The sequence below is a fragment of the Croceivirga sp. JEA036 genome (assembly GCF_011882165.1).
Taxonomy (GTDB): Bacteria; Bacteroidota; Bacteroidia; order Flavobacteriales; family Flavobacteriaceae; genus Croceivirga.
The window spans coordinates 50,499-68,725 of the sequence record NZ_JAATON010000008.1 but is presented as its reverse complement, the minus strand read 5'-3'; the positions used below and the strand labels follow the sequence as shown (position 1 = coordinate 68,725).

At 36.6% G+C, this 18,227-nt stretch carries 21 protein-coding genes; 16 read left to right on the top strand and 5 right to left on the bottom strand.

What is annotated here, in order from left to right; genetic code table 11:
• Window positions 1-70: 70 nt before the first annotated feature.
• From HCO57_RS15755 to HCO57_RS15700, 12 genes are all read left to right on the top strand, one after another.
• Window positions 71-1,414 carry a dihydrolipoamide acetyltransferase family protein gene (locus HCO57_RS15755; protein ID WP_167989822.1) on the top strand — a complete coding sequence of 448 codons (1,344 nt, stop codon included), beginning with the start codon at window positions 71-73 and terminating at the stop codon, window positions 1,412-1,414.
• A gap of 49 nt (window positions 1,415-1,463) precedes the next feature.
• Window positions 1,464-2,240: a 3'-5' exonuclease gene (locus HCO57_RS15750; protein ID WP_167989821.1), complete on the top strand. Its 777-nt coding sequence runs from the start codon at window positions 1,464-1,466 to the stop codon at window positions 2,238-2,240.
• Window positions 2,240-3,151 (top strand): carboxypeptidase-like regulatory domain-containing protein, encoded by a 912-nt coding sequence (locus HCO57_RS15745; RefSeq protein ID WP_167989820.1) that lies wholly within the window; start codon window positions 2,240-2,242, stop codon window positions 3,149-3,151. The genes HCO57_RS15750 and HCO57_RS15745 overlap by 1 nt, the downstream gene beginning before the upstream one ends.
• 12 nt (window positions 3,152-3,163) lie before the next feature.
• Window positions 3,164-3,775 carry a fumarylacetoacetate hydrolase family protein gene (locus HCO57_RS15740; RefSeq protein ID WP_167989819.1) on the top strand — a complete coding sequence of 204 codons (612 nt, stop codon included), beginning with the start codon at window positions 3,164-3,166 and terminating at the stop codon, window positions 3,773-3,775.
• Window positions 3,775-4,113, top strand: a complete 339-nt coding sequence (locus HCO57_RS15735; RefSeq protein WP_167989818.1) for an Hpt domain-containing protein — start codon at window positions 3,775-3,777, stop codon at window positions 4,111-4,113. The genes HCO57_RS15740 and HCO57_RS15735 overlap by 1 nt, the downstream gene beginning before the upstream one ends.
• 81 nt (window positions 4,114-4,194) lie before the next feature.
• A complete protein-coding gene (locus HCO57_RS15730; RefSeq protein ID WP_167989817.1) occupies window positions 4,195-5,442 on the top strand; it encodes a CinA family nicotinamide mononucleotide deamidase-related protein in 1,248 nt (415 codons plus the stop codon).
• Window positions 5,443-5,514: 72 nt separating this feature from the next.
• The gene (gene rpmB / locus HCO57_RS15725) at window positions 5,515-5,751 is read left to right on the top strand and encodes a 50S ribosomal protein L28 (protein WP_136951976.1); all 237 of its coding nucleotides are present in this window, start codon (window positions 5,515-5,517) and stop codon (window positions 5,749-5,751) included.
• Window positions 5,752-5,764: 13 nt separating this feature from the next.
• Window positions 5,765-5,947, top strand: coding sequence for a 50S ribosomal protein L33 (gene rpmG, locus HCO57_RS15720; protein ID WP_031444791.1), 183 nt, complete (start codon window positions 5,765-5,767; stop codon window positions 5,945-5,947).
• An 8-nt stretch (window positions 5,948-5,955) separates the two neighbouring features.
• Window positions 5,956-6,108, top strand: a complete 153-nt coding sequence (locus HCO57_RS15715; protein WP_136951977.1) for a DUF4295 domain-containing protein — start codon at window positions 5,956-5,958, stop codon at window positions 6,106-6,108.
• A gap of 171 nt (window positions 6,109-6,279) precedes the next feature.
• Entirely contained in the window at window positions 6,280-7,236 is a 957-nt protein-coding gene (gene ftsY, locus HCO57_RS15710; RefSeq protein ID WP_167989816.1) for a signal recognition particle-docking protein FtsY, read from the top strand.
• Window positions 7,237-7,238: 2 nt separating this feature from the next.
• Window positions 7,239-8,012, top strand: a complete 774-nt coding sequence (locus HCO57_RS15705) for an SOS response-associated peptidase (RefSeq protein WP_167989815.1) — start codon at window positions 7,239-7,241, stop codon at window positions 8,010-8,012.
• 67 nt (window positions 8,013-8,079) lie between these two features.
• The gene (locus HCO57_RS15700; RefSeq protein ID WP_167989814.1) at window positions 8,080-9,765 is read left to right on the top strand and encodes an amidase family protein; all 1,686 of its coding nucleotides are present in this window, start codon (window positions 8,080-8,082) and stop codon (window positions 9,763-9,765) included.
• On the opposite strand, the gene HCO57_RS15695 is transcribed toward HCO57_RS15700, so the two are convergent.
• Window positions 9,762-10,889, bottom strand: a complete 1,128-nt coding sequence (locus tag HCO57_RS15695) for a serine hydrolase domain-containing protein (protein WP_167989813.1) — start codon at window positions 10,887-10,889, stop codon at window positions 9,762-9,764. The two genes, HCO57_RS15700 and HCO57_RS15695, sit on opposite strands and share 4 nt — an antisense overlap.
• A gap of 90 nt (window positions 10,890-10,979) precedes the next feature.
• Here HCO57_RS15695 and rimO point away from each other — a divergent pair, with 90 nt between their 5' ends.
• Window positions 10,980-12,287 (top strand): 30S ribosomal protein S12 methylthiotransferase RimO, encoded by a 1,308-nt coding sequence (gene rimO, locus HCO57_RS15690; RefSeq protein WP_167989812.1) that lies wholly within the window; start codon window positions 10,980-10,982, stop codon window positions 12,285-12,287.
• On the opposite strand, the gene aqpZ is transcribed toward rimO, so the two are convergent.
• From aqpZ to HCO57_RS15670, 4 genes are read right to left on the bottom strand one after another with little or no spacing between them, the layout of a single operon-like run.
• Window positions 12,274-12,996: an aquaporin Z gene (aqpZ, locus tag HCO57_RS15685; RefSeq protein ID WP_317171177.1), complete on the bottom strand. Its 723-nt coding sequence runs from the start codon at window positions 12,994-12,996 to the stop codon at window positions 12,274-12,276. The two genes, rimO and aqpZ, sit on opposite strands and share 14 nt — an antisense overlap.
• Window positions 12,997-13,044: 48 nt before the next feature.
• Entirely contained in the window at window positions 13,045-14,172 is a 1,128-nt protein-coding gene (locus tag HCO57_RS15680) for a serine hydrolase (protein WP_167989810.1), read from the bottom strand.
• Window positions 14,173-14,177: 5 nt separating this feature from the next.
• Window positions 14,178-14,441 carry a hypothetical protein gene (locus HCO57_RS15675; protein WP_136951985.1) on the bottom strand — a complete coding sequence of 88 codons (264 nt, stop codon included), beginning with the start codon at window positions 14,439-14,441 and terminating at the stop codon, window positions 14,178-14,180.
• A gap of 5 nt (window positions 14,442-14,446) precedes the next feature.
• Entirely contained in the window at window positions 14,447-14,899 is a 453-nt protein-coding gene (locus HCO57_RS15670; protein ID WP_167989809.1) for an SRPBCC family protein, read from the bottom strand.
• 125 nt (window positions 14,900-15,024) lie between these two features.
• Between HCO57_RS15670 and HCO57_RS15665 the strand changes: the two genes are divergently transcribed.
• Genes HCO57_RS15665 through HCO57_RS15655 form a run of 3 tightly spaced genes read left to right on the top strand, consistent with a single transcriptional unit; the run spans window position 15,025 to window position 18,224 of the window.
• Window positions 15,025-15,885 carry a peptidyl-prolyl cis-trans isomerase gene (locus HCO57_RS15665; protein WP_245167616.1) on the top strand — a complete coding sequence of 287 codons (861 nt, stop codon included), beginning with the start codon at window positions 15,025-15,027 and terminating at the stop codon, window positions 15,883-15,885.
• Window positions 15,875-17,263, top strand: coding sequence for a peptidylprolyl isomerase (locus HCO57_RS15660; RefSeq protein ID WP_167989845.1), 1,389 nt, complete (start codon window positions 15,875-15,877; stop codon window positions 17,261-17,263). Before HCO57_RS15665 ends, HCO57_RS15660 begins: the two co-directional genes overlap by 11 nt.
• Before the next feature lie 4 nt (window positions 17,264-17,267).
• Window positions 17,268-18,224, top strand: coding sequence for an AAA family ATPase (locus HCO57_RS15655; protein WP_167989807.1), 957 nt, complete (start codon window positions 17,268-17,270; stop codon window positions 18,222-18,224).
• Window positions 18,225-18,227 lie beyond the last annotated feature (3 nt).

Genomic DNA, 18,227 nt, shown 5'->3' with positions numbered 1-18,227 from the left:
CATAATAAAATAGGGATTTAATTGTTATTTTTGCAAAATAAAAGGACTCAAACACACTCTTATTAAGAATATGTCAAAATTTGAATTGAAATTGCCGCAAATGGGGGAGAGTGTTGCAGAAGCAACATTGACCTCTTGGTTAAAAGAAGTAGGGGATACTATAGAAATGGACGAGGCTGTTTTTGAAGTAGCAACGGACAAGGTAGACTCAGAGGTGCCTTCTGAGGTAGAAGGCATTTTGGTAGAAAAGAAATTTGATGTAGACGATGTTGTAAAGGTAGGGGATGTTGTTGCAATTATAGAAATTGAGGGTGAAGGTGCTGTATCGATTACTGCGGTAGCAGTAGAAGAAGAACCTGCACAGGAAAAAGAAGCAGCGATTTTAGAAGAGCAGATAAACCATGTTAAAAATGATGTATCTCCTTCTGGTGAAGAAGTATCATCTTCAGATAGATTTTATAGTCCGTTAGTAAAAAATATAGCTAAAGAAGAAGGTGTTTCTTTGGCAGAATTAGATGCTATAAAAGGAACGGGTTTAGAGGGTCGTGTAACTAAAAATGATATTTTAGATTACGTGGCGCAACGTACTTCTGGTGGTGCCATAGCGGAGCCGATAGTACCTCCGAAACAAGAAGCTCAAGTTTTAAAAGAGCCAAAAACAACTTCCGCACCTGCGGCCAAAGCTACTCCTGTAGTTGCTAAGGATGGAGATGAGCTTATACCTTTAAGTAGAATGGGTAAGCTAATTGCACACCATATGGCAGAAAGCGTGTCTACCTCTGCTCATGTGCAAAGTTTTATAGAGGTAGATGTTACCAATGTGGTCAATTGGAGAAATAAGGTTAAAAATGAATTCCAAAAAAGAGAAGGAGAAAAGTTAACTTTTACACCCATCTTTATGGAGGCTATAGCAATGGCACTTAAGAAATATCCATTGATGAATATAAGTTTAGATGGGGATACCGTTGTTAAAAAGCGTAATATTAATTTAGGTATGGCTGCCGCTCTGCCAGATGGTAATTTAATTGTTCCTGTAATTAAAAATGCAGACCAGTTGAATTTGGTAGGCATGGCAAAGATGGTGAATGATTTGGCTAACAGAGCCAGAGCTAACAAATTAAAGCCAGATGAGGTTAAAGATGGCACCTACACCGTTACAAACATTGGTAGTTTTGGTAGTGTTTTTGGAACGCCAATCATCAATCAGCCACAGGTGGGGATTTTAGCTTTAGGAGCAATTAGGAAAATTCCATCGGTAATAGAAACACCAGAAGGGGACTTAATAGGTATACGTAGTAAAATGTATCTATCACACAGTTATGACCATAGGGTGGTAAACGGTGCTTTAGGGGGTATGTTTGTTAAAGCGGTAGCAGATTACCTAGAAGCTTGGGATATTAATAGGGAAATCTAGGCTTTTTTAGAAAAGCCAGTATCTTTGCGCCCCAACGTAAGCAGAGTTTATGGAACTAAAATTAGCTAAACCCATTTGTTTTTTCGATTTAGAAACAACAGGAACAAATGTGGCAAAGGACCGTATTGTAGAAATTTCAATTTTAAAGGTTTTTCCTAACGGTAATAAAGAAAGTAAAACTTGGCTGGTAAATCCAGAAATGGAAATACCAGCAGAAGTAGTTGCAGTACATGGTATTTCTAATGATAAAGTGGCTCATGAGCCAACATTTAAACAATTATCAAAAGAAATCTATAATATGATTAAGGATAGTGATTTAGCCGGATTTAATTCGGATAGATTTGATATTCCTTTATTAGCAGAAGAAATGCTACGCGCAGAAGTAGATTTTGATATGAAGCATATGGTTTCTGTAGATGTGCAAACCATTTTTCATAAAATGGAGCAAAGAACATTGTCTGCGGCATATAAATTTTACTGCAACAAATCTTTAGAAGATGCTCATAGTGCTGCAGCAGATACCAATGCAACCTATGAGGTGCTTTTAGCGCAATTAGACCGTTATCCAGAACTAGAAAATAATATCAAAAAACTTTCAGAATTTACAACTAGAAGAAAAGCGCTTGATTTTGCAGGTTTTATAGCAAAAGACAAAAAAGGTGAACCAATCTTTACCTTTGGTAAGCATAAAAACAAAAAAGTAGATGAGGTTTTAGAAAAAGAACCTGGCTATTATGGTTGGATTATGAATGCAGACTTTCCATTGTATACCAAAAAAGTTTTAACGCAGTTAAAATTGAGCAAACTCAACAATAAGTTGTCTTAATGCGTTTGTTTTGGTTTTTTTTGCTTTGTAGTGTAGCAATTACAGGGCAAGAAGTAGATTTTGAGGGTTATATTAAAGATGTAGATACAAAAGAGCCAATACCTTTTGTTAATATAAGTTTTTTAAACACCTTAGTCGGTACTTCAACTGATGAAGCAGGTCATTTTTTATTGACCATCCCTGAGCCTGTTTTGCAAAAGCAAGTGCATATATCTTCTTTAGGTTATAAGGATACTATAGTGGCAGCTAATACTATTTTTCTAAAGAAAGGCTTTTACATAAAGGCAGAAGCGATGGCTTTAGAAGAGGTGGTCTTGGCAGAAGATTTTGGAGATAGCAAGGTATTAAATCCCATAAGCAGTTATAGCATCACAAGCGGTTTTGATGCTTCCTCTACTCCTTGGATTCTAGCACTTTACTTTCCAAACATTGGTGCGGCAAAAAAATATCTAGAAAAAGTAACTATTTTTTTCAGAGATAAAAACGAGTTCACCCGAGACCGAGCAAAATTTAGGTTAAGGTTTTTTGGGGTAGACCCAATTACTAAAGAGCCAACCGTAGACTTAACCCGTAAAAGTTTGGTTTTAGAAGCGGTAAAAGGAAAAGAATTTACAGCGATAGATGTGACTGCTATGAAGTTAAAAATGCCAAAAGAAGGGGTTTATGTGGGGTTAGAGTGGCTCTTTATCCCTTACAATTGGTATAAAAAGGATGAAAAAGATAATATTACCAATAAACCAAGAATAGAAGATAGGTTTGCTCCAACTTTTGGCGGTGTGTACACTACCAATAGCAATTATAAAGTGTATGTTTATGGTATGGGAGCATGGAGGCCTTTTGATGTAAAAGCAAGAGGCAATAGTAAGCATTTTATCCCAGCGGTGAGTTTAAAAATTGGTCAAAAACTTTAATGCTTTTTAGCTATGAAATTAATTTGCATAGGCAGAAATTATGCTGCGCATATAGATGAGCTCAATAACGAACGTCCTACGGAACCAGTGGTGTTTATAAAACCAGATTCTGCTGTTTTGCCTAAGGAACAAGATTTTTATATTCCAGAGTTTTCATCAGATATACACTATGAAGTGGAGGTTTTGGTGAAAATTAAAAAGGTGGGAAAGCACATAGACCAAAAATTTGCGCATAAGTATTATGATGAAGTAAGTTTGGGTATAGATTTTACAGCAAGAGACCTACAATCAAAGCTTAAAGAAAAAGGATTGCCTTGGGAAAAAGCTAAGGGTTTTGATGGTGCCGCGGTAATAGGGAAATGGTTGCCTAAAGAAAAATTTAAAAATTTAAACAATCTTAAATTTTCTTTACATAAAAACGATACGTTGGTCCAAGACGGAGATACTGCCTTGATGCTTTGGAAAATAGATGAGCTCATTGCGCATGTATCTACCTATTTTATGCTTAAAAAAGGAGATGTAATCTTTACGGGAACGCCAGCAGGTGTTGGAAAAGTCTTGCCTAATGATTACCTTGACGGTTATATAGAAAATGACCAAATTTTTTCAATCAACATAAAATAATGATTTATAGTCTAGATAAGATTAACGAGATGGCGGATGGCGATCAAGACTTCGTAGTGTCCGTAATTTCGGTTTTTCTAGAAGAAGTGCCGTCTGATGTAGCTGCTCTAGAAAACGCTATTGCAGCAAAAGATTACGAACAGATTCGTAAAATGGCACATAAAATCAAGCCCAATGTAGACCTGCTTGGCATGGAACAAACTCGTGCTAATGCTTTAGATTTAGAAACCTTAGGAAAGAATCAGGGGGACATGGACGAAATCGAAAAAAAGTTCCCAATGCTTAAATTAGATGTTGAGCAGGTAATTGGTGAGCTAAAAACAGATTTTAAACTCTAGTTAAAGTAAAATAACCCCGTCGTTTTTTTCTTAATTTTGCATGCCTAAAAGCTGGTTTATCTGGCAATTAACGTAAGTATTATGCAAGCAGAAATCATTACCATTGGTGATGAGATTTTAATTGGGCAAATTGTAGATACCAACGCTACGTACATGTCCAAAGCCTTGAATAAGATTGGGGTGTCCGTCTATCAAATTACTTCTATACAAGATACCAAAGCTCATATTTTAGAAGCTTTTGAAGCGGCTAAATCTAGGGTAGATTTGGTATTGATTACAGGAGGTCTGGGGCCCACAAAGGATGATGTTACCAAAATTGCTTTATGTGAGTACTTTGATGATGTATTGGTAAAGAATGATGCGGTCCTTGAGCATATAGAGATGCTTTTTGAAAAATACGTTTCTACACCTATTTCGGATATGAATCGGCAGCAAGCGCAGGTTCCGAGCAAAGCGGAGGTGCTCCATAATCAATGGGGTACAGCCCCTGGAATGTGGTTACAAAAAGATGGAGTTGTTTTTGTTTCCATGCCGGGGGTACCTTATGAGATGAAGAATTTAATGGAGCATCAGGTAATACCCCGTATCGTAAAGCGTTTTGATAGACCTTATATCATCCATAGAACCATAAATACATATGGCTTAGGAGAGAGTGCTATAGCAGAAAGAATAGAAACGTGGGAGAATAATTTACCGTCTCCTGTTAAACTGGCCTATTTGCCTAGTTTAGGTAAAGTAAGATTGCGTTTAAGTGCAACAGGGAAGCAACAAGATGTTCTAGCTGCTCAAGTAGAAGAACAAGTGCAACTATTACTGCCACAGATTAAGGATATCGTTTTTGGCGAAGAAAGTGATGAAGAAATAGAAGCAACAATAGGTAGAGCTTTGAATAGGTTAGGAAAAAAACTGGCAACAGCAGAAAGCTTTACCGGAGGTAAAATTGCCAATCAATTGTTAGCTATTCCTGGGGCATCAGGTTATTTTAGAGGTAGTATGGTCACCTATGCAACAGATACCAAAATTAACGTTTTGGGAGTTCCTGAGAACGTTATTGAGAACTATTCCGTGGTAAGTGCAGAAGTAGCCAAGGCCATGGTGGAGCGTATTATGATTATTATGGAGGCAGATTTTGCCATTGCAACCACGGGCAATGCGGGGCCTACAAAAGGGGACTCAGATGCAGAAGTAGGTACTGTTTTTATAGCAATTGGCAGTCCAAGCGGTGTTACTGTGCATAATTTTAATTTTGGAGACCACCGGGAACGTGTTGTAAATAGGGCGGTAGGCAAGGCATTAGAACTTTTGCAAAAAGAAATTTTAAATTTCTGAGTTAGAATTTTGTACGTCTAAAAGAAATATCTAAATTTGCACCCTCAATAAAATCAAGCAAAATTTAAGGAGATGTCCAGAATTTGTGAAGTTACAGGAAAAAAGGTGATGTTTGGAAACAACGTGTCCTTCTCTATCAATAAAACGAAAAGAAGATTTGACGCTAATATTTTCAAAAAGAAGTTCTACATCCCTGAGGAAGACCGATGGGTTACAATGAACGTTTCTTCTAAAGGAATCAAGATAATTAACAAAAAAGGGATCTCTGCTGTCTTGAAGGACTTGAGAGCCAACGGTTTTGTTAAGTAAAAAACAGTAAAAGATGGCAAAGAAAGGGAATAGAATTCAGGTGATTTTAGAGTGTACTGAGCACAAGGAGTCTGGTATGCCAGGAACTTCTAGGTACATTACTACTAAAAATAAAAAGAATACGCCAGACAGAATGGAGATTAAAAAATTTAATCCAATTCTTAAGCGTATGACTGTACATAAAGAAATTAAATAAGTTAGGCCATGGCTAAGAAGACAGTAGCAACACTACAAAGTAGTTCAAAAAGATTAACTAAAGCTATCAAAATGGTTAAGTCTCCAAAGAGTGGAGCTTACACTTTTGTTGAGTCTGTTATGGCACCAGAATTGGTGAATGATTGGTTAAATAGCAAGTAGGCTATACCAAAAAAAGATTTTATAGACCGTCCTCGATTATTTTCGGGGACGGTTTTTTATTGCATTATAATGAACTTGTTGCCAAAACGGTTTGCTCTAAATATTTAGATGCAGTTCTACCCAGTTAAATGAGTGTACTTTCCTATATTTGATTATCTTTTGTAAAAGCTCATGAGTTTATTTAAAAATATATTTTCCAAAGACAAAAAAGAGACCCTAGATAAGGGTTTAGAAAAGAGTAAGACCAGTTTTTTTGGAAAACTAACTAAAGCCGTTGCGGGTAAATCCAAGGTAGATGATGAAGTATTGGATAACCTAGAAGAGGTTTTGGTAACTTCTGATGTAGGTGTAAATACTACTTTAAAAATCATTGAACGTATAGAAGAACGGGTTTCTAAGGACAAATATTTAGGAACGGAAGAATTAAATAGCATACTTAGAGAGGAGATTGCAGGTTTACTTTCTGAAACCCATAGCGGAGAAGATAAAGAATTTGCTATCCCTACAGACAAAAAGCCCTACGTAATAATGGTAGTGGGTGTCAATGGAGTAGGTAAAACTACGACTATTGGTAAATTGGCTTATCAATTTAAAAAACAAGGTAAAAAGGTGGTACTCGGTGCCGCAGATACATTTAGAGCTGCTGCTATAGACCAATTACAAGTTTGGGCAGAACGTGTAGATGTGCCAATTATAAAACAGAAGATGGGTAGTGACCCTGCTTCTGTAGCATTTGATACTTTAAATTCTGCCGTATCAGAAGGGGCAGATGTTGTGCTTGTAGATACTGCAGGGCGCTTACATAATAAGGTGAATTTAATGAACGAGTTGTCTAAGGTCAAACGTGTAATGCAAAAAGTAGTACCAGATGCGCCGCACGAGGTACTTTTAGTATTAGATGGCTCAACGGGTCAGAATGCGTTCGAACAAGCAAAGCAGTTTACTAAAGCTACAGAAGTAAGCAGTTTGGCTGTAACTAAGTTAGATGGTACAGCTAAAGGTGGTGTGGTAATTGGTATTTCTGACCAATTCCAAATTCCGGTAAAGTATATTGGTGTAGGTGAGGGTATAGAAGATTTACAGGTTTTTAATAAGTTTGAGTTTGTAGATTCTTTTTTTAAAATGTAATTATGTGTTATGACGTTAAAGCGCAATTAAAAACGCAATTAAAGCGCGCTAAACGTCATGGAGATTCAACAGCGATTCAAGAAATTGAAGAAAAGCTTACTCCATTAACAGATTTGCCGTTGTACCATGCATCAGGTTTTCAACATCCAAAACTATTTATATACCCTAAAGAAACACCATATCTTCCTGTAATTGCTACATGGGGCTTAATACCTCATTGGGTTACTTCTATAGAACAAAAAAATCAGTTATGGAACAAAACCATAAACGCTCGTGGTGAAACACTGCTAGAAAAAGCTTCTTTCAGAGTGCCTGCATTACGGCAAAGATGTTTGATTTATGTTGATGGTTTTTATGAACATCATCATCTAAACAAACACGCTTATCCTTTTTATATCAGTCTTAAAAATAAACAAGCAATGTGTTTTGCTGGGGTGTATGATGTTTGGCGAAATCCAGATACTTTTGAAGAGAGCACCAGTTTTGCGATAGTTACTACTAAGGGTAACTCATTGTTACAACGGATACATAACAACCCTAAAGTTAGTGGACCAAGAATGCCATTGATTCTATCAGAAAAAAAAGCAGAAGCGTGGTTAAAAGATGAAGATGAGCACTTAATGGAAAGTAAAATAGCCGCATTGTTAGACCCTATTCCAGAAGATGAATTTGTTTATCATTCGGTAGCTAAATTACGAGGAAAAGGTTATGTAGGTAATATTTCTACCATATCTGACGCTGTAGACTATCCAGAACTAGCACTTGCATTTTTGTAGCTGATGGTTCATCTCTTTTTAGTGCGAATACTGTATCTTGTAAAGGACTAATTTATCCAACAAGAAAATGAAATATTCTACCTACGGCAGTTTATTAATGACTGTTATTTTTAGCTGTTTTTTACTTTCCTGTAAACAAGATAGCAACAAAGAAAATGCGGAAAACACAATTCTTTGGGAACCTTATAACGACTCTTTAGAAGTTGCAGCTAATGCAAATCATGATAATCCAAGGATGCGCTATAAATTAATTCAATCTAAAGTTTTAGATAAAAATGATGTTTTTCGACCGCTTTATCAAGAAGCAAAAGCGTTTTCTAATGAGCGTTATTTGGCTTTAAAACCATATATTTTGGAACAAGATATTCCAAGTATTCAATCCTCTATAAAGCAGAAAAAGTTTACTTATGAAGAATTGGTGCTTTTTTACTTGCATCGTATTTACAAATATGAGCTAGATAACGGTACTACCCTTAATACCATAATAGCTTTGAATGCATCTGTACTGGAGCAAGCTAGAGAATTAAAATCAAATTCAGATGGCGAACACCCTATTTACGGCATGCCTATTCTGTTAAAAGATAATATTGGATTTAAAGGGTTAACGACTACTGCTGGGGCATTAGCTTTAAAAGATAATACTACAGCGGATGCTTTTATTGTAGAACGATTAAAAGAAAAAGGTGCTCTTATTTTAGGTAAGGTAAACTTAAGTGAATGGGCGTATTTCTTTTGCGATGGTTGCCCTGTTGGGTATAGTGCTGTCGGCGGACAGACTTTAAATCCGTATGGTAGAAGGTTGTTTGAAACTGGAGGTTCTAGCTCCGGTAGTGGTACTGCAATCGCCGCAGGCTATGCCGTTGCAGCTGTAGGTACAGAAACCTCTGGATCTATTTTGTCTCCCTCTAGTCAAAATTCTGTGGTAGGTTTAAAACCAACCATTGGAGTGCTAAGTAGAACAGGAATCGTTCCTATTTCTAGTACCTTAGATACCCCAGGACCTATGACCAGGAATGTTACAGATAATGCGATTCTTTTGTCGGCTATGCTTGGATTTGATGAAGCGGACCAACATACTAAAAAAGACCTATTTTCTGCTGCGCAATTATTGGAAACTCCCAACAGTTCCATAGCACAAATTAGAGTAGGCGCTATAATCACTTTAATGCAACAAGATAGTATTTATAAGACAAGGGTAGAAGCCTTAAAATCAGCTGGCGCAACTATAGTGCCAATTACGCCTCCAGAAGTAAAACTAGATGGTTTTTTGAGTATACTGAACATAGATATGAAGCATGATTTGCCACAATATTTAGAAACTTATGCAAAGCAAAAGGATGTGGTTTCTGTGACCTCAATTGCTGACGTAGTAACTTACAACATGCAAGATTCTACCTTGCGTATGCCTTATGGACAAGCCAGATTGGAGAGTATTTTAACAGATAGTACAACTATAGAAGAGTTGCAAACTATAAAGTTGAATTTGGAAAAAGAAGGTAGGCGCTTTTTTGATGAAGCTTTAGATAACCAAGATTTAGACGCTATTTTGTCTATCAACAATTATCATGCGGGCTATGCAGCAGTGGCTAAATATCCTGCCATCACTATTCCTATGGGGTATAAAACTACAGGTGAGCCCATTGGTTTAACCTTAATAGGTAAGCCATTGACAGAGGTTTCCTTACTATCCATAGCCAAGAGTTTTGAACAGGTAATGCAGGTTCGCAAGTTACCTGAGCTATACAGTAATTAATTTATTTGCATATACTCAGAAAGTAAATTCCAGAGGTCAACATCAAATGTCGAAAGCGCAAAGTTTTCGGCATTTGCCGCTTCTCCTAAGCGTACTATTACTAGATTTTGACTGGGTATAACATATATTTTTTGGTCATTTTTGCCTAGCGCAGCTATTAAATCTTTAGGTGCGGTGGGTATTAAGGGACCTTCATAAAGAGTATTGCTACCGGGTAGCATGTAGTTTTCTTTGCCATTAAGCCACCATAAATATCCATAGGCGGCATTCCATGGCTGTGAGGTTGTGGTCATTGCATTATAATAGGATTCATTTTTTAATAGATTTTCATCACTCCAAATACCTTTATTCATCATTAACAACCCAAATCGAGCCATGCTTCTAGCGGTACTAAAATACACGTGGTTTGCCTCGTCTGTCGATAGCCAAAAGCCGTCCATCCCAATTTTATCTTTTAATTGAGATGTAAAGAATTCATTATAGTCAGTTTCTGTGGCTTTTGTTAGTACTTCTTGTAAAAGGGTGTAAGGACCATTATGGTAAGCCCAACGATTGCCAGCCTCAGCAGTAAAAGTTAAGCAGGTAGGTGTTACGCATGTAAACTCAGTTTCATTCAAACCTGTAGTCATGCTTAATTGATGTTTTATGGTAATTTTTAATTCTTGTTCTGGGGTCAAGGAGGTCCACCCATTACCCAAATAGTTACTGGTGGCATCGTTTAAGTTAACTAATTCTTGCGCTAACGCCTGCCCCATAGTAAAAGCAGTTAAAGTTTTGCCAGCAGAAGCCCAATACCAAGTCTTATAAGCGTCAAAGCCGTTAAAATACCATTCCTTTACGATTCTTCCTTTTTTTAAGATGATAAAGGCTTTTGTATTTTGATTTTCTAAATGGTTTTTTAGTTCAGTTTCTTTACTTATATCCCAGTCTAATGCAGAAGAACTCAAGGTTTCCCATTCAGAACTATGAACAGGTGGAAAATAGATGTTCTCCATTATTTCGGTTTCATCAACTATTTCCTGTTGTGTGGTATCAGAGGTGTCTTTGTCACAAGATGTAAGCTGTAAAGCAACTAGAGAAATGCAGAGAACATTCAATTTAGTCGTAAAAGGAAGATGTTTCATATTAGTTTAACGAGTAAAACAAAGAAATCTGTTGTAAAATAGACCAGTTGCCACCTTCTGTTGTATTTTTGCCCTCCATTTATAGAAACTATGCGTACGAAATCCCTAAAAAAGAACAAGATAAATGTAGTAACCTTAGGTTGTAGTAAGAATGTCTACGATTCAGAGGTTTTGATGGGGCAATTAAAAGCCAATAACAAAGAGGTAGCCCATGAAGAAGAGGGCAACGTTGTTGTAATTAATACATGCGGGTTTATTGGTAAAGCTAAAGAAGAAAGTGTAAATACTATATTGGAGTACGTACAGAAAAAAGAAGAAGGTACCGTAGATAAAGTTTTTGTTACGGGCTGTTTAAGTGAACGGTATAAACCAGACTTGGAGCAAGAAATACCTGATGTAGACCAATATTTTGGCACGAATGATTTGCCAGTGTTACTAAAAGCACTTGGGGCAGACTATAAACATGAACTTATAGGAGAAAGATTAACTACTACGCCTAAAAACTATGCCTATTTAAAAATTGCAGAAGGTTGTGATAGACCTTGCTCTTTTTGCGCTATTCCATTAATGCGGGGTAAGCATAAAAGCACACCGATAGAAGATTTAGTGGCAGAAGCAGAAAAACTTGCCGTAAAAGGAGTTAAAGAGCTTATATTAATAGCGCAAGATTTAACGTACTATGGTCTAGATTTATACAAAAAAAGAAATCTGGCAGAATTGTTAGAAGCTTTAGTAAAAGTAGAGGGAATAGAATGGATTCGTTTACATTATGCTTTCCCTACTGGTTTTCCTATGGATGTACTAGAGGTGATGAAACGAGAACCGAAAGTCTGTAATTATATAGATATACCATTGCAGCATATTGCAGACCCTATTCTAAAAAGTATGCGTAGAGGTACAACCAAGGCAAAGACCACTAAATTATTAGAGGATTTTAGGGCTGCCGTTCCAGAAATGGCCATACGTACTACATTAATAGTGGGTTATCCTGGCGAAACACAAGAAGATTTTGAGACTTTAAGAGAATGGGTAAGAGAAATGCGTTTTGAGCGTCTAGGATGTTTTACCTATAGCCATGAAGAAAATACGCATGCTTATAAGTTAGAAGATAACGTGCCAGAAGAAGTGAAGCAGGAGCGTGCAAATGAAATCATGGAGATTCAATCGCAAATTTCTTGGGAGTTGAATCAAGAGAAAATTGGTAAAACCTACCGATGCATCATTGACCGTAAAGAGGGGAACTATTTTGTTGGGAGAACCGAGTTTGATTCCCCAGACGTGGACAATGAGGTTTTAATAGATGCTCGTGAGCATTATGTAAAAATCGGCGATTTTACCAATATTACTATTACAGAGGCTTCGGACTTTGACCTATACGGTATGCCTAAGAAACAATAGTTGTTTCTTTTTTGCTATATATAAAACTGTATACTAAGGCTGCTAAAACAGCGCCAAGAATTGGTGCTACCCAAAATAACCATAGTTGTTCTAAGGCCCATACTCCTTCTGCAAATACCGCTTGGCTCAAACTCCTTGCTGGGTTAACAGATGTGTTGGTAATTGGGATGCTTATTAGGTGAATTAATGTTAACGCAAGGCCGATAGCAAGGCCGGCAAATTTACCGTTAGATTTCTCGTCGGTACTACCTAAAATTACCAGTAAAAATATAAACGTAAGTACTAGCTCCGCTACAAACGCAGATATAATATTATAACCTCCTGGGGAGTGCTCATCATAGCCGTTTGCTGCAAAGCTACCAACCTCAAAGCCAGGCTTGCCTGTGGCGATAAGGTAAATAATAGCTGCACCTGCAATACCTCCTATAATTTGAGCTATTATATAAGGGATTACATCTTTAGATGGCATTCTACCCGCTATCCTTAAACCAATGGTTACGGCAGGGTTAAGATGGCAACCAGATACAGCGCCAATGGCATACGCCATAGTTAATACTGTTAAACCAAATGCAAGAGCAACCCCTGCAAAACCAATACCCAGTTCAGGAAATGCAGCTGCAAAAATTGCACTACCACAACCACCGAATACTAACCAAAATGTACCGATGAATTCTGCAACATATTTTTTCATTGTTTCTAAATTATTGATGTTTAAATCTTTAGAAACACTTGTAAGAAATAAGTCACATATAAATTATTACTCAGGTAAATATTGAGCGTAAATTTCTCTGCCTAATTGTGCTAGAAACGGAATGCCAATGGAGTCATATTCATAATTATCGTTATTAAAAATACCATCTTGGTTTACCAAAATAGTTCCGGATAATATAAATTCTATATCGTTTTTACTATCTATTATATAGGCTGTGTCAGTTAAAGTGCCGTAGGCATACCCTACTTTATTGTAAATTTTAATATGCTTTGGTATTGCTTCTTTTTGGTCACCGTACATAAAGAATTTTACATAACTATCATAGTACATAGAACGGTCATACCCTTGCTGGTGCGGTAACACTGCCATAGCCTCTCTCAAAAAAAATAGCTGGTTTGTAGTGAGGTTAAATCGCTCTTTTTTAGGGAAGACTTCTGGGAAAAATATTCGTTTTAAGAGGGCTGTTTGACTTTGAATGGGGAAATGATTTTTTAAACTAAAATCAAACGGTTCCATTATAATTTCATTATCCTCTACATAGCCAATTCCTTTTTCTATTTCTTTTAAGGATAAGGGTGTGGGAGCAGTGCTCAATAATTTAGGGGTTGGGCTTACGGTAGAATCGTTCTGGTAAATGAGTAAAGGTTGCGAATGTAACTGGTCTGCCTGGTCTGTAGAAAGCCGATGACTAATCCGTACAGGGCCAATACCCGTACGTTTGAGTCTATGGTTTAAATCGTCAAAGCCTAAAAATTCTACAAGTCTGTTATTGGCCGCATTATCACTTACTGCAAAGATGTCACGGATACATGAGCTAAAAGTAGTGACCGTGGTATCTCCTTCCACATAAAATTTAGTGTCTAACGTTAGGGTGTCTATGGCATTTAATTTTTCAAGAGCGGCAACTGCTGTTGGGAGCTTGACGGTACTGGCAGGATAAAAATAGACCGAACTATCTACCTGAAAATTAAAAGTTTTAAACTTAATACTATCTCCAATTCGGTTGATTTTTACGTATTGTAGTTGTACTTTAAATTTAGCAATACTATCAACAACATTTTTAATTCTAGGGTCTTTGGATGTTAATGCAACCGCCAAAAAGTTTTCGGTAGTTTGTTCTTTCTTGCAAGAAATACTAAAAAAAAGCAATAAGCACGATACCAAATACTTCATGCAAATTAGGGATTAGGTTCGGTATATACTTGTCCCCGGTGCGGTTTAAGGTCGTCTCTAACCTGCGGCATTTCAAACTCTGCTACCACTAAAAAAACAAGACTATGACTGTCACTTATATGCGTAATTCCAGTAATATCATACTTTAATTCTTCACTAGAAACATATTCTTTTAAGTGAATTTCATAGTGTTCTGCGGTTTTTGCTGCTGCCGGACCTTTAAAATCCCAAATTAATTTTAGTTTACGGTCTAATAAATTTTTCTCCATCGCTCTTACATATCTAAAACAGAAATACCTTCTTCTGCAAATTTTTTAAAATCTTCTGCGTACTGTTTGGATTGCTTTTTAAACATTCCGGGAAGTAAAAAACCCATGGTTTTCATCCAAAAAGACTCAAAAATAAACTCACTTTCAGAACTCCACAAGGTTTTATCGCCTTGTGCTGTAAAATGATTTTTCTGTATGTTATGAACGCCTTTACTATCGTATGCCACGTACAATTTGTCTGGTAGCTCTTTTTTTAAAATAGTCTCTACCATTTCCATTTCTCTTTTATTCATTAAAAAGCGCATACTCATACGGGAACCCTCTTCGCCGCGTTCACCACTTAAATGTTCATGACTTAATAGACCACGCATCCAATGTTTCATGTTTTGCTCATCTAAAAGTATTTTTAGAAATGCTTTTATGGGAAGATTTATTACGATGGTAGTTGTATACTTCATACAAGGTGGTTTGGTTATCTACTAAGGTATTGAATAAAAATAGACCTCAAAAATCTGTTAATCGGTAGTGCCGCTATTGCAACCCTTTAAGGAATTGTTATTTTTGCCAAATGCCGTTTGGAAAAATGAACTTAAAATTGTTAGGCATCACGTGTTTGGTCTTTGGTCTGACTAGCTGTGGTAAACTATTTAAAAAGCAAGAAGATAAACCTGCATTAGCCAGAGTGGGGGACGCTTATTTATACCAAGAAGATATTGCTAGTTTAGTCACAGCAAACATGTCTAAGGAAGATAGTGCTGCATTTGTGAGTAATTATATAAATACTTGGGCTTCTAAGCAATTGTTAATGAACAAGTCCAAAATAAATTTACCAGAAAACAAATTAGCTGAATTTGATAGATTGGTGAGTGATTACAAAACAGATTTGTATACCAGAGCTTATTTGGAGGCATTGGTTCAGAAAGCTCTTGATACTACGATAACAGAAGAACAGTTGACCGCTTTTTACCAAGAACAAAAAGAAAACTTTAAGCTCAATGAGCGTGTAGTACAATTACGATTTGTAGTATTGCCACCGCAGTTTTTAAATATGGAAGAGGTAAAAACAAAGTTAAAAAGCTTTAAACCAGAAGATAAACAGTTTTTAGATTCCATTGCTGTACAATTTAAAAAGATTCATTTGAATGATTCTATTTGGATAAGTACCTCGAGACTCACTACTGAGATTCCTGCGTTGACTGCTGTAAAGCCAGATGATTACCTAAAAAAATCACAATTTTTTGAATTGCAAGACTCTCTAGGGGTATATTTGGGAAAGGTGAATAATGTATTGAAGGTAAATGATATAGCGCCTTTACCCTACGTGGAGCCAAATATTAAGCAAATCATTTTAAATAGAAGACGTCTTGAATTAATGCGGAAATTGGAGACGGAGTTAATTGATGAAGCCGTAAAAACAAAAGACTTTGAAATTTATGCTAAGTAAGAACATCCTAGCCGGAATCTTTTCTATCCTTATTACTTGTGTTTATGCGCAAGAAGAAAGCGCAACAGCAGATTCTACAGTAACTAGAGATTATAAAAAATTAGATGGTATTGCCGCTGTAATAGGGGATTATGTGATCTTGGATTCTGATGTACAAAAAACCTTGATTGATTTAAAAAGTCAGGGAGCTTCTACAGAAGACATTACCCATTGCCAGTTAATGGGCAAACTTATGGAAGATCGTCTGTATGCACACCAAGCAGTACAAGATAGTTTATTGGTTTCTGATGATCAGGTAAATGCTACTAGTGATAGACAAATACAACAACTATCTCAGCAAATAGGTAGTGTAGAAAAGATGTTGAAATACTACAACAAACCGGATTTAAAATCTTTTAAAGACGAGTTGTTCGAGATTAACAAGCTACGCATGTTGTCTGAAAAAATGCAAGCAAAAATTGTAGAAGATATAGAAGTAACGCCAGAAGAGGTAAGGCAATTCTTTTATGCTATACCAGAAGAAGAACGACCTGTATTTGGTGCAGAATTAGAGATTTCTCAAATTGTAAAGGCTCCAGAACCTAGCGAAGAAGAACAACAAAAAGTAATAAACAGGTTAAAGGAGATTAAGCAAGATGTAGAAGAAAATGGCTCTAGCTTTAATGTGAAAGCTATTTTATATTCACAAGATCCTGGATCAAAAACTAAAGGAGGTTTTTATAGTATGACAAGGGAAACTCCTTTTGTAAAAGAATTTAAAGATGTGGCCTTTAGTTTGCAAGAAGGTGAAATTTCTGAGCCTTTTAAAACCATTTTTGGGTATCATATTATTTACATGGAAAAAATAAGAGGGCAAGAAAGAGATTTACGGCATATTTTATTGGTTCCAGAGGTGTCTGACCAACGTTTAAAAGAAGCATCAAAAGAGTTAGATTCTATTAGGCAACATATTATAGACGGTAAATATACCTTTGCAGAGGCTGCTACTAATTTTTCTGATGAAAAAGAAACTAAGTATGATGGGGGCGTCCTTCGTAATCCAATCAATTTTGATTCTAAATTTGAGTTGACTAAAATGGATCCTGCCTTGTACAACCAAGTACGTAATTTAAAGGATGGGGAAATTAGTTATCCAATTAAAGAGGATGACCCAAGGGGAGGGCCTCCAAAATTCAAAATCATGCAAATCACAAACAGGTTCGATGAACATAAAGCAGATTTTGCAAAAGATTATATTAAAATCCAAGAATTAGCGTTAAGGGAAAAGCAGTTCAAGGCTATTAAAAAATGGATGGCAGAAAAAATAGAAGACACCTATATTCATGTAGATGAAGATAACAGAGGGTGTGATTTTGCCAACAATTGGCTTAAAAAGTAATTGAATGTCCGACGTAGAAGCAGTTAAACAACTCGTACAGAAACATAAGGAACTTAAAGAAGAAATTGGTAAAGTCATTATTGGGCAAACCAATGTGGTAGAACAAATATTAATTTCTATCTATACGGGTGGGCATTCCCTTTTAATAGGAGTGCCAGGACTGGCTAAAACGTTAATGGTAAACACCATTGCACAGACCTTAGGACTCAATTTTAAACGAATTCAGTTTACACCAGACTTAATGCCAAGTGATATTCTTGGTAGTGAAGTCTTAGACAAGGACCGTAATTTTAAATTTATAAAAGGACCGGTTTTTGGTAATATTATATTAGCGGATGAGATTAACCGTACGCCCCCAAAAACACAGGCAGCTTTATTAGAGGCCATGCAAGAAAGGGCGGTTACAGTGGCTGGTCAACGTTATCCGTTAGATTTGCCTTACTTTGTATTGGCAACACAAAACCCAATAGAACAAGAGGGTACCTACCCGTTACCAGAAGCACAGTTAGACCGTTTTATGTTCGCTATAGAACTAAAATATCCTTCTGTTGCAGAAGAAGTGCAGGTAGTGAAAGCAACAACAAGTACAACAAACTACATACCTAAAGCCATTTTTAATGCAGCATCAATAATTGATGTTCAACAACTTATTCGTAAAATTCCGATTGCGGATAATGTAATTGAATACGCAGTTAATTTGGTGAACAATACTAGAGCCAATCTAGACGGAGCCCCTGACATAGTTAAAAACTATGTGGATTGGGGTGCAGGTCCTAGAGCTTCTCAAAACTTAGTATTGGCAGCCAAAGCACACGCTGCAATTAATGGCAAGTTCTCTCCGGACATTGAGGATGTTAAAGCCATAGCGCATGGCATCCTTAGACACAGAATACTTAAAAATTACAAAGCAGAAGCAGAAGGGATATCAGAAGATATCATTATTTGTAAACTATTGGCTTAGATT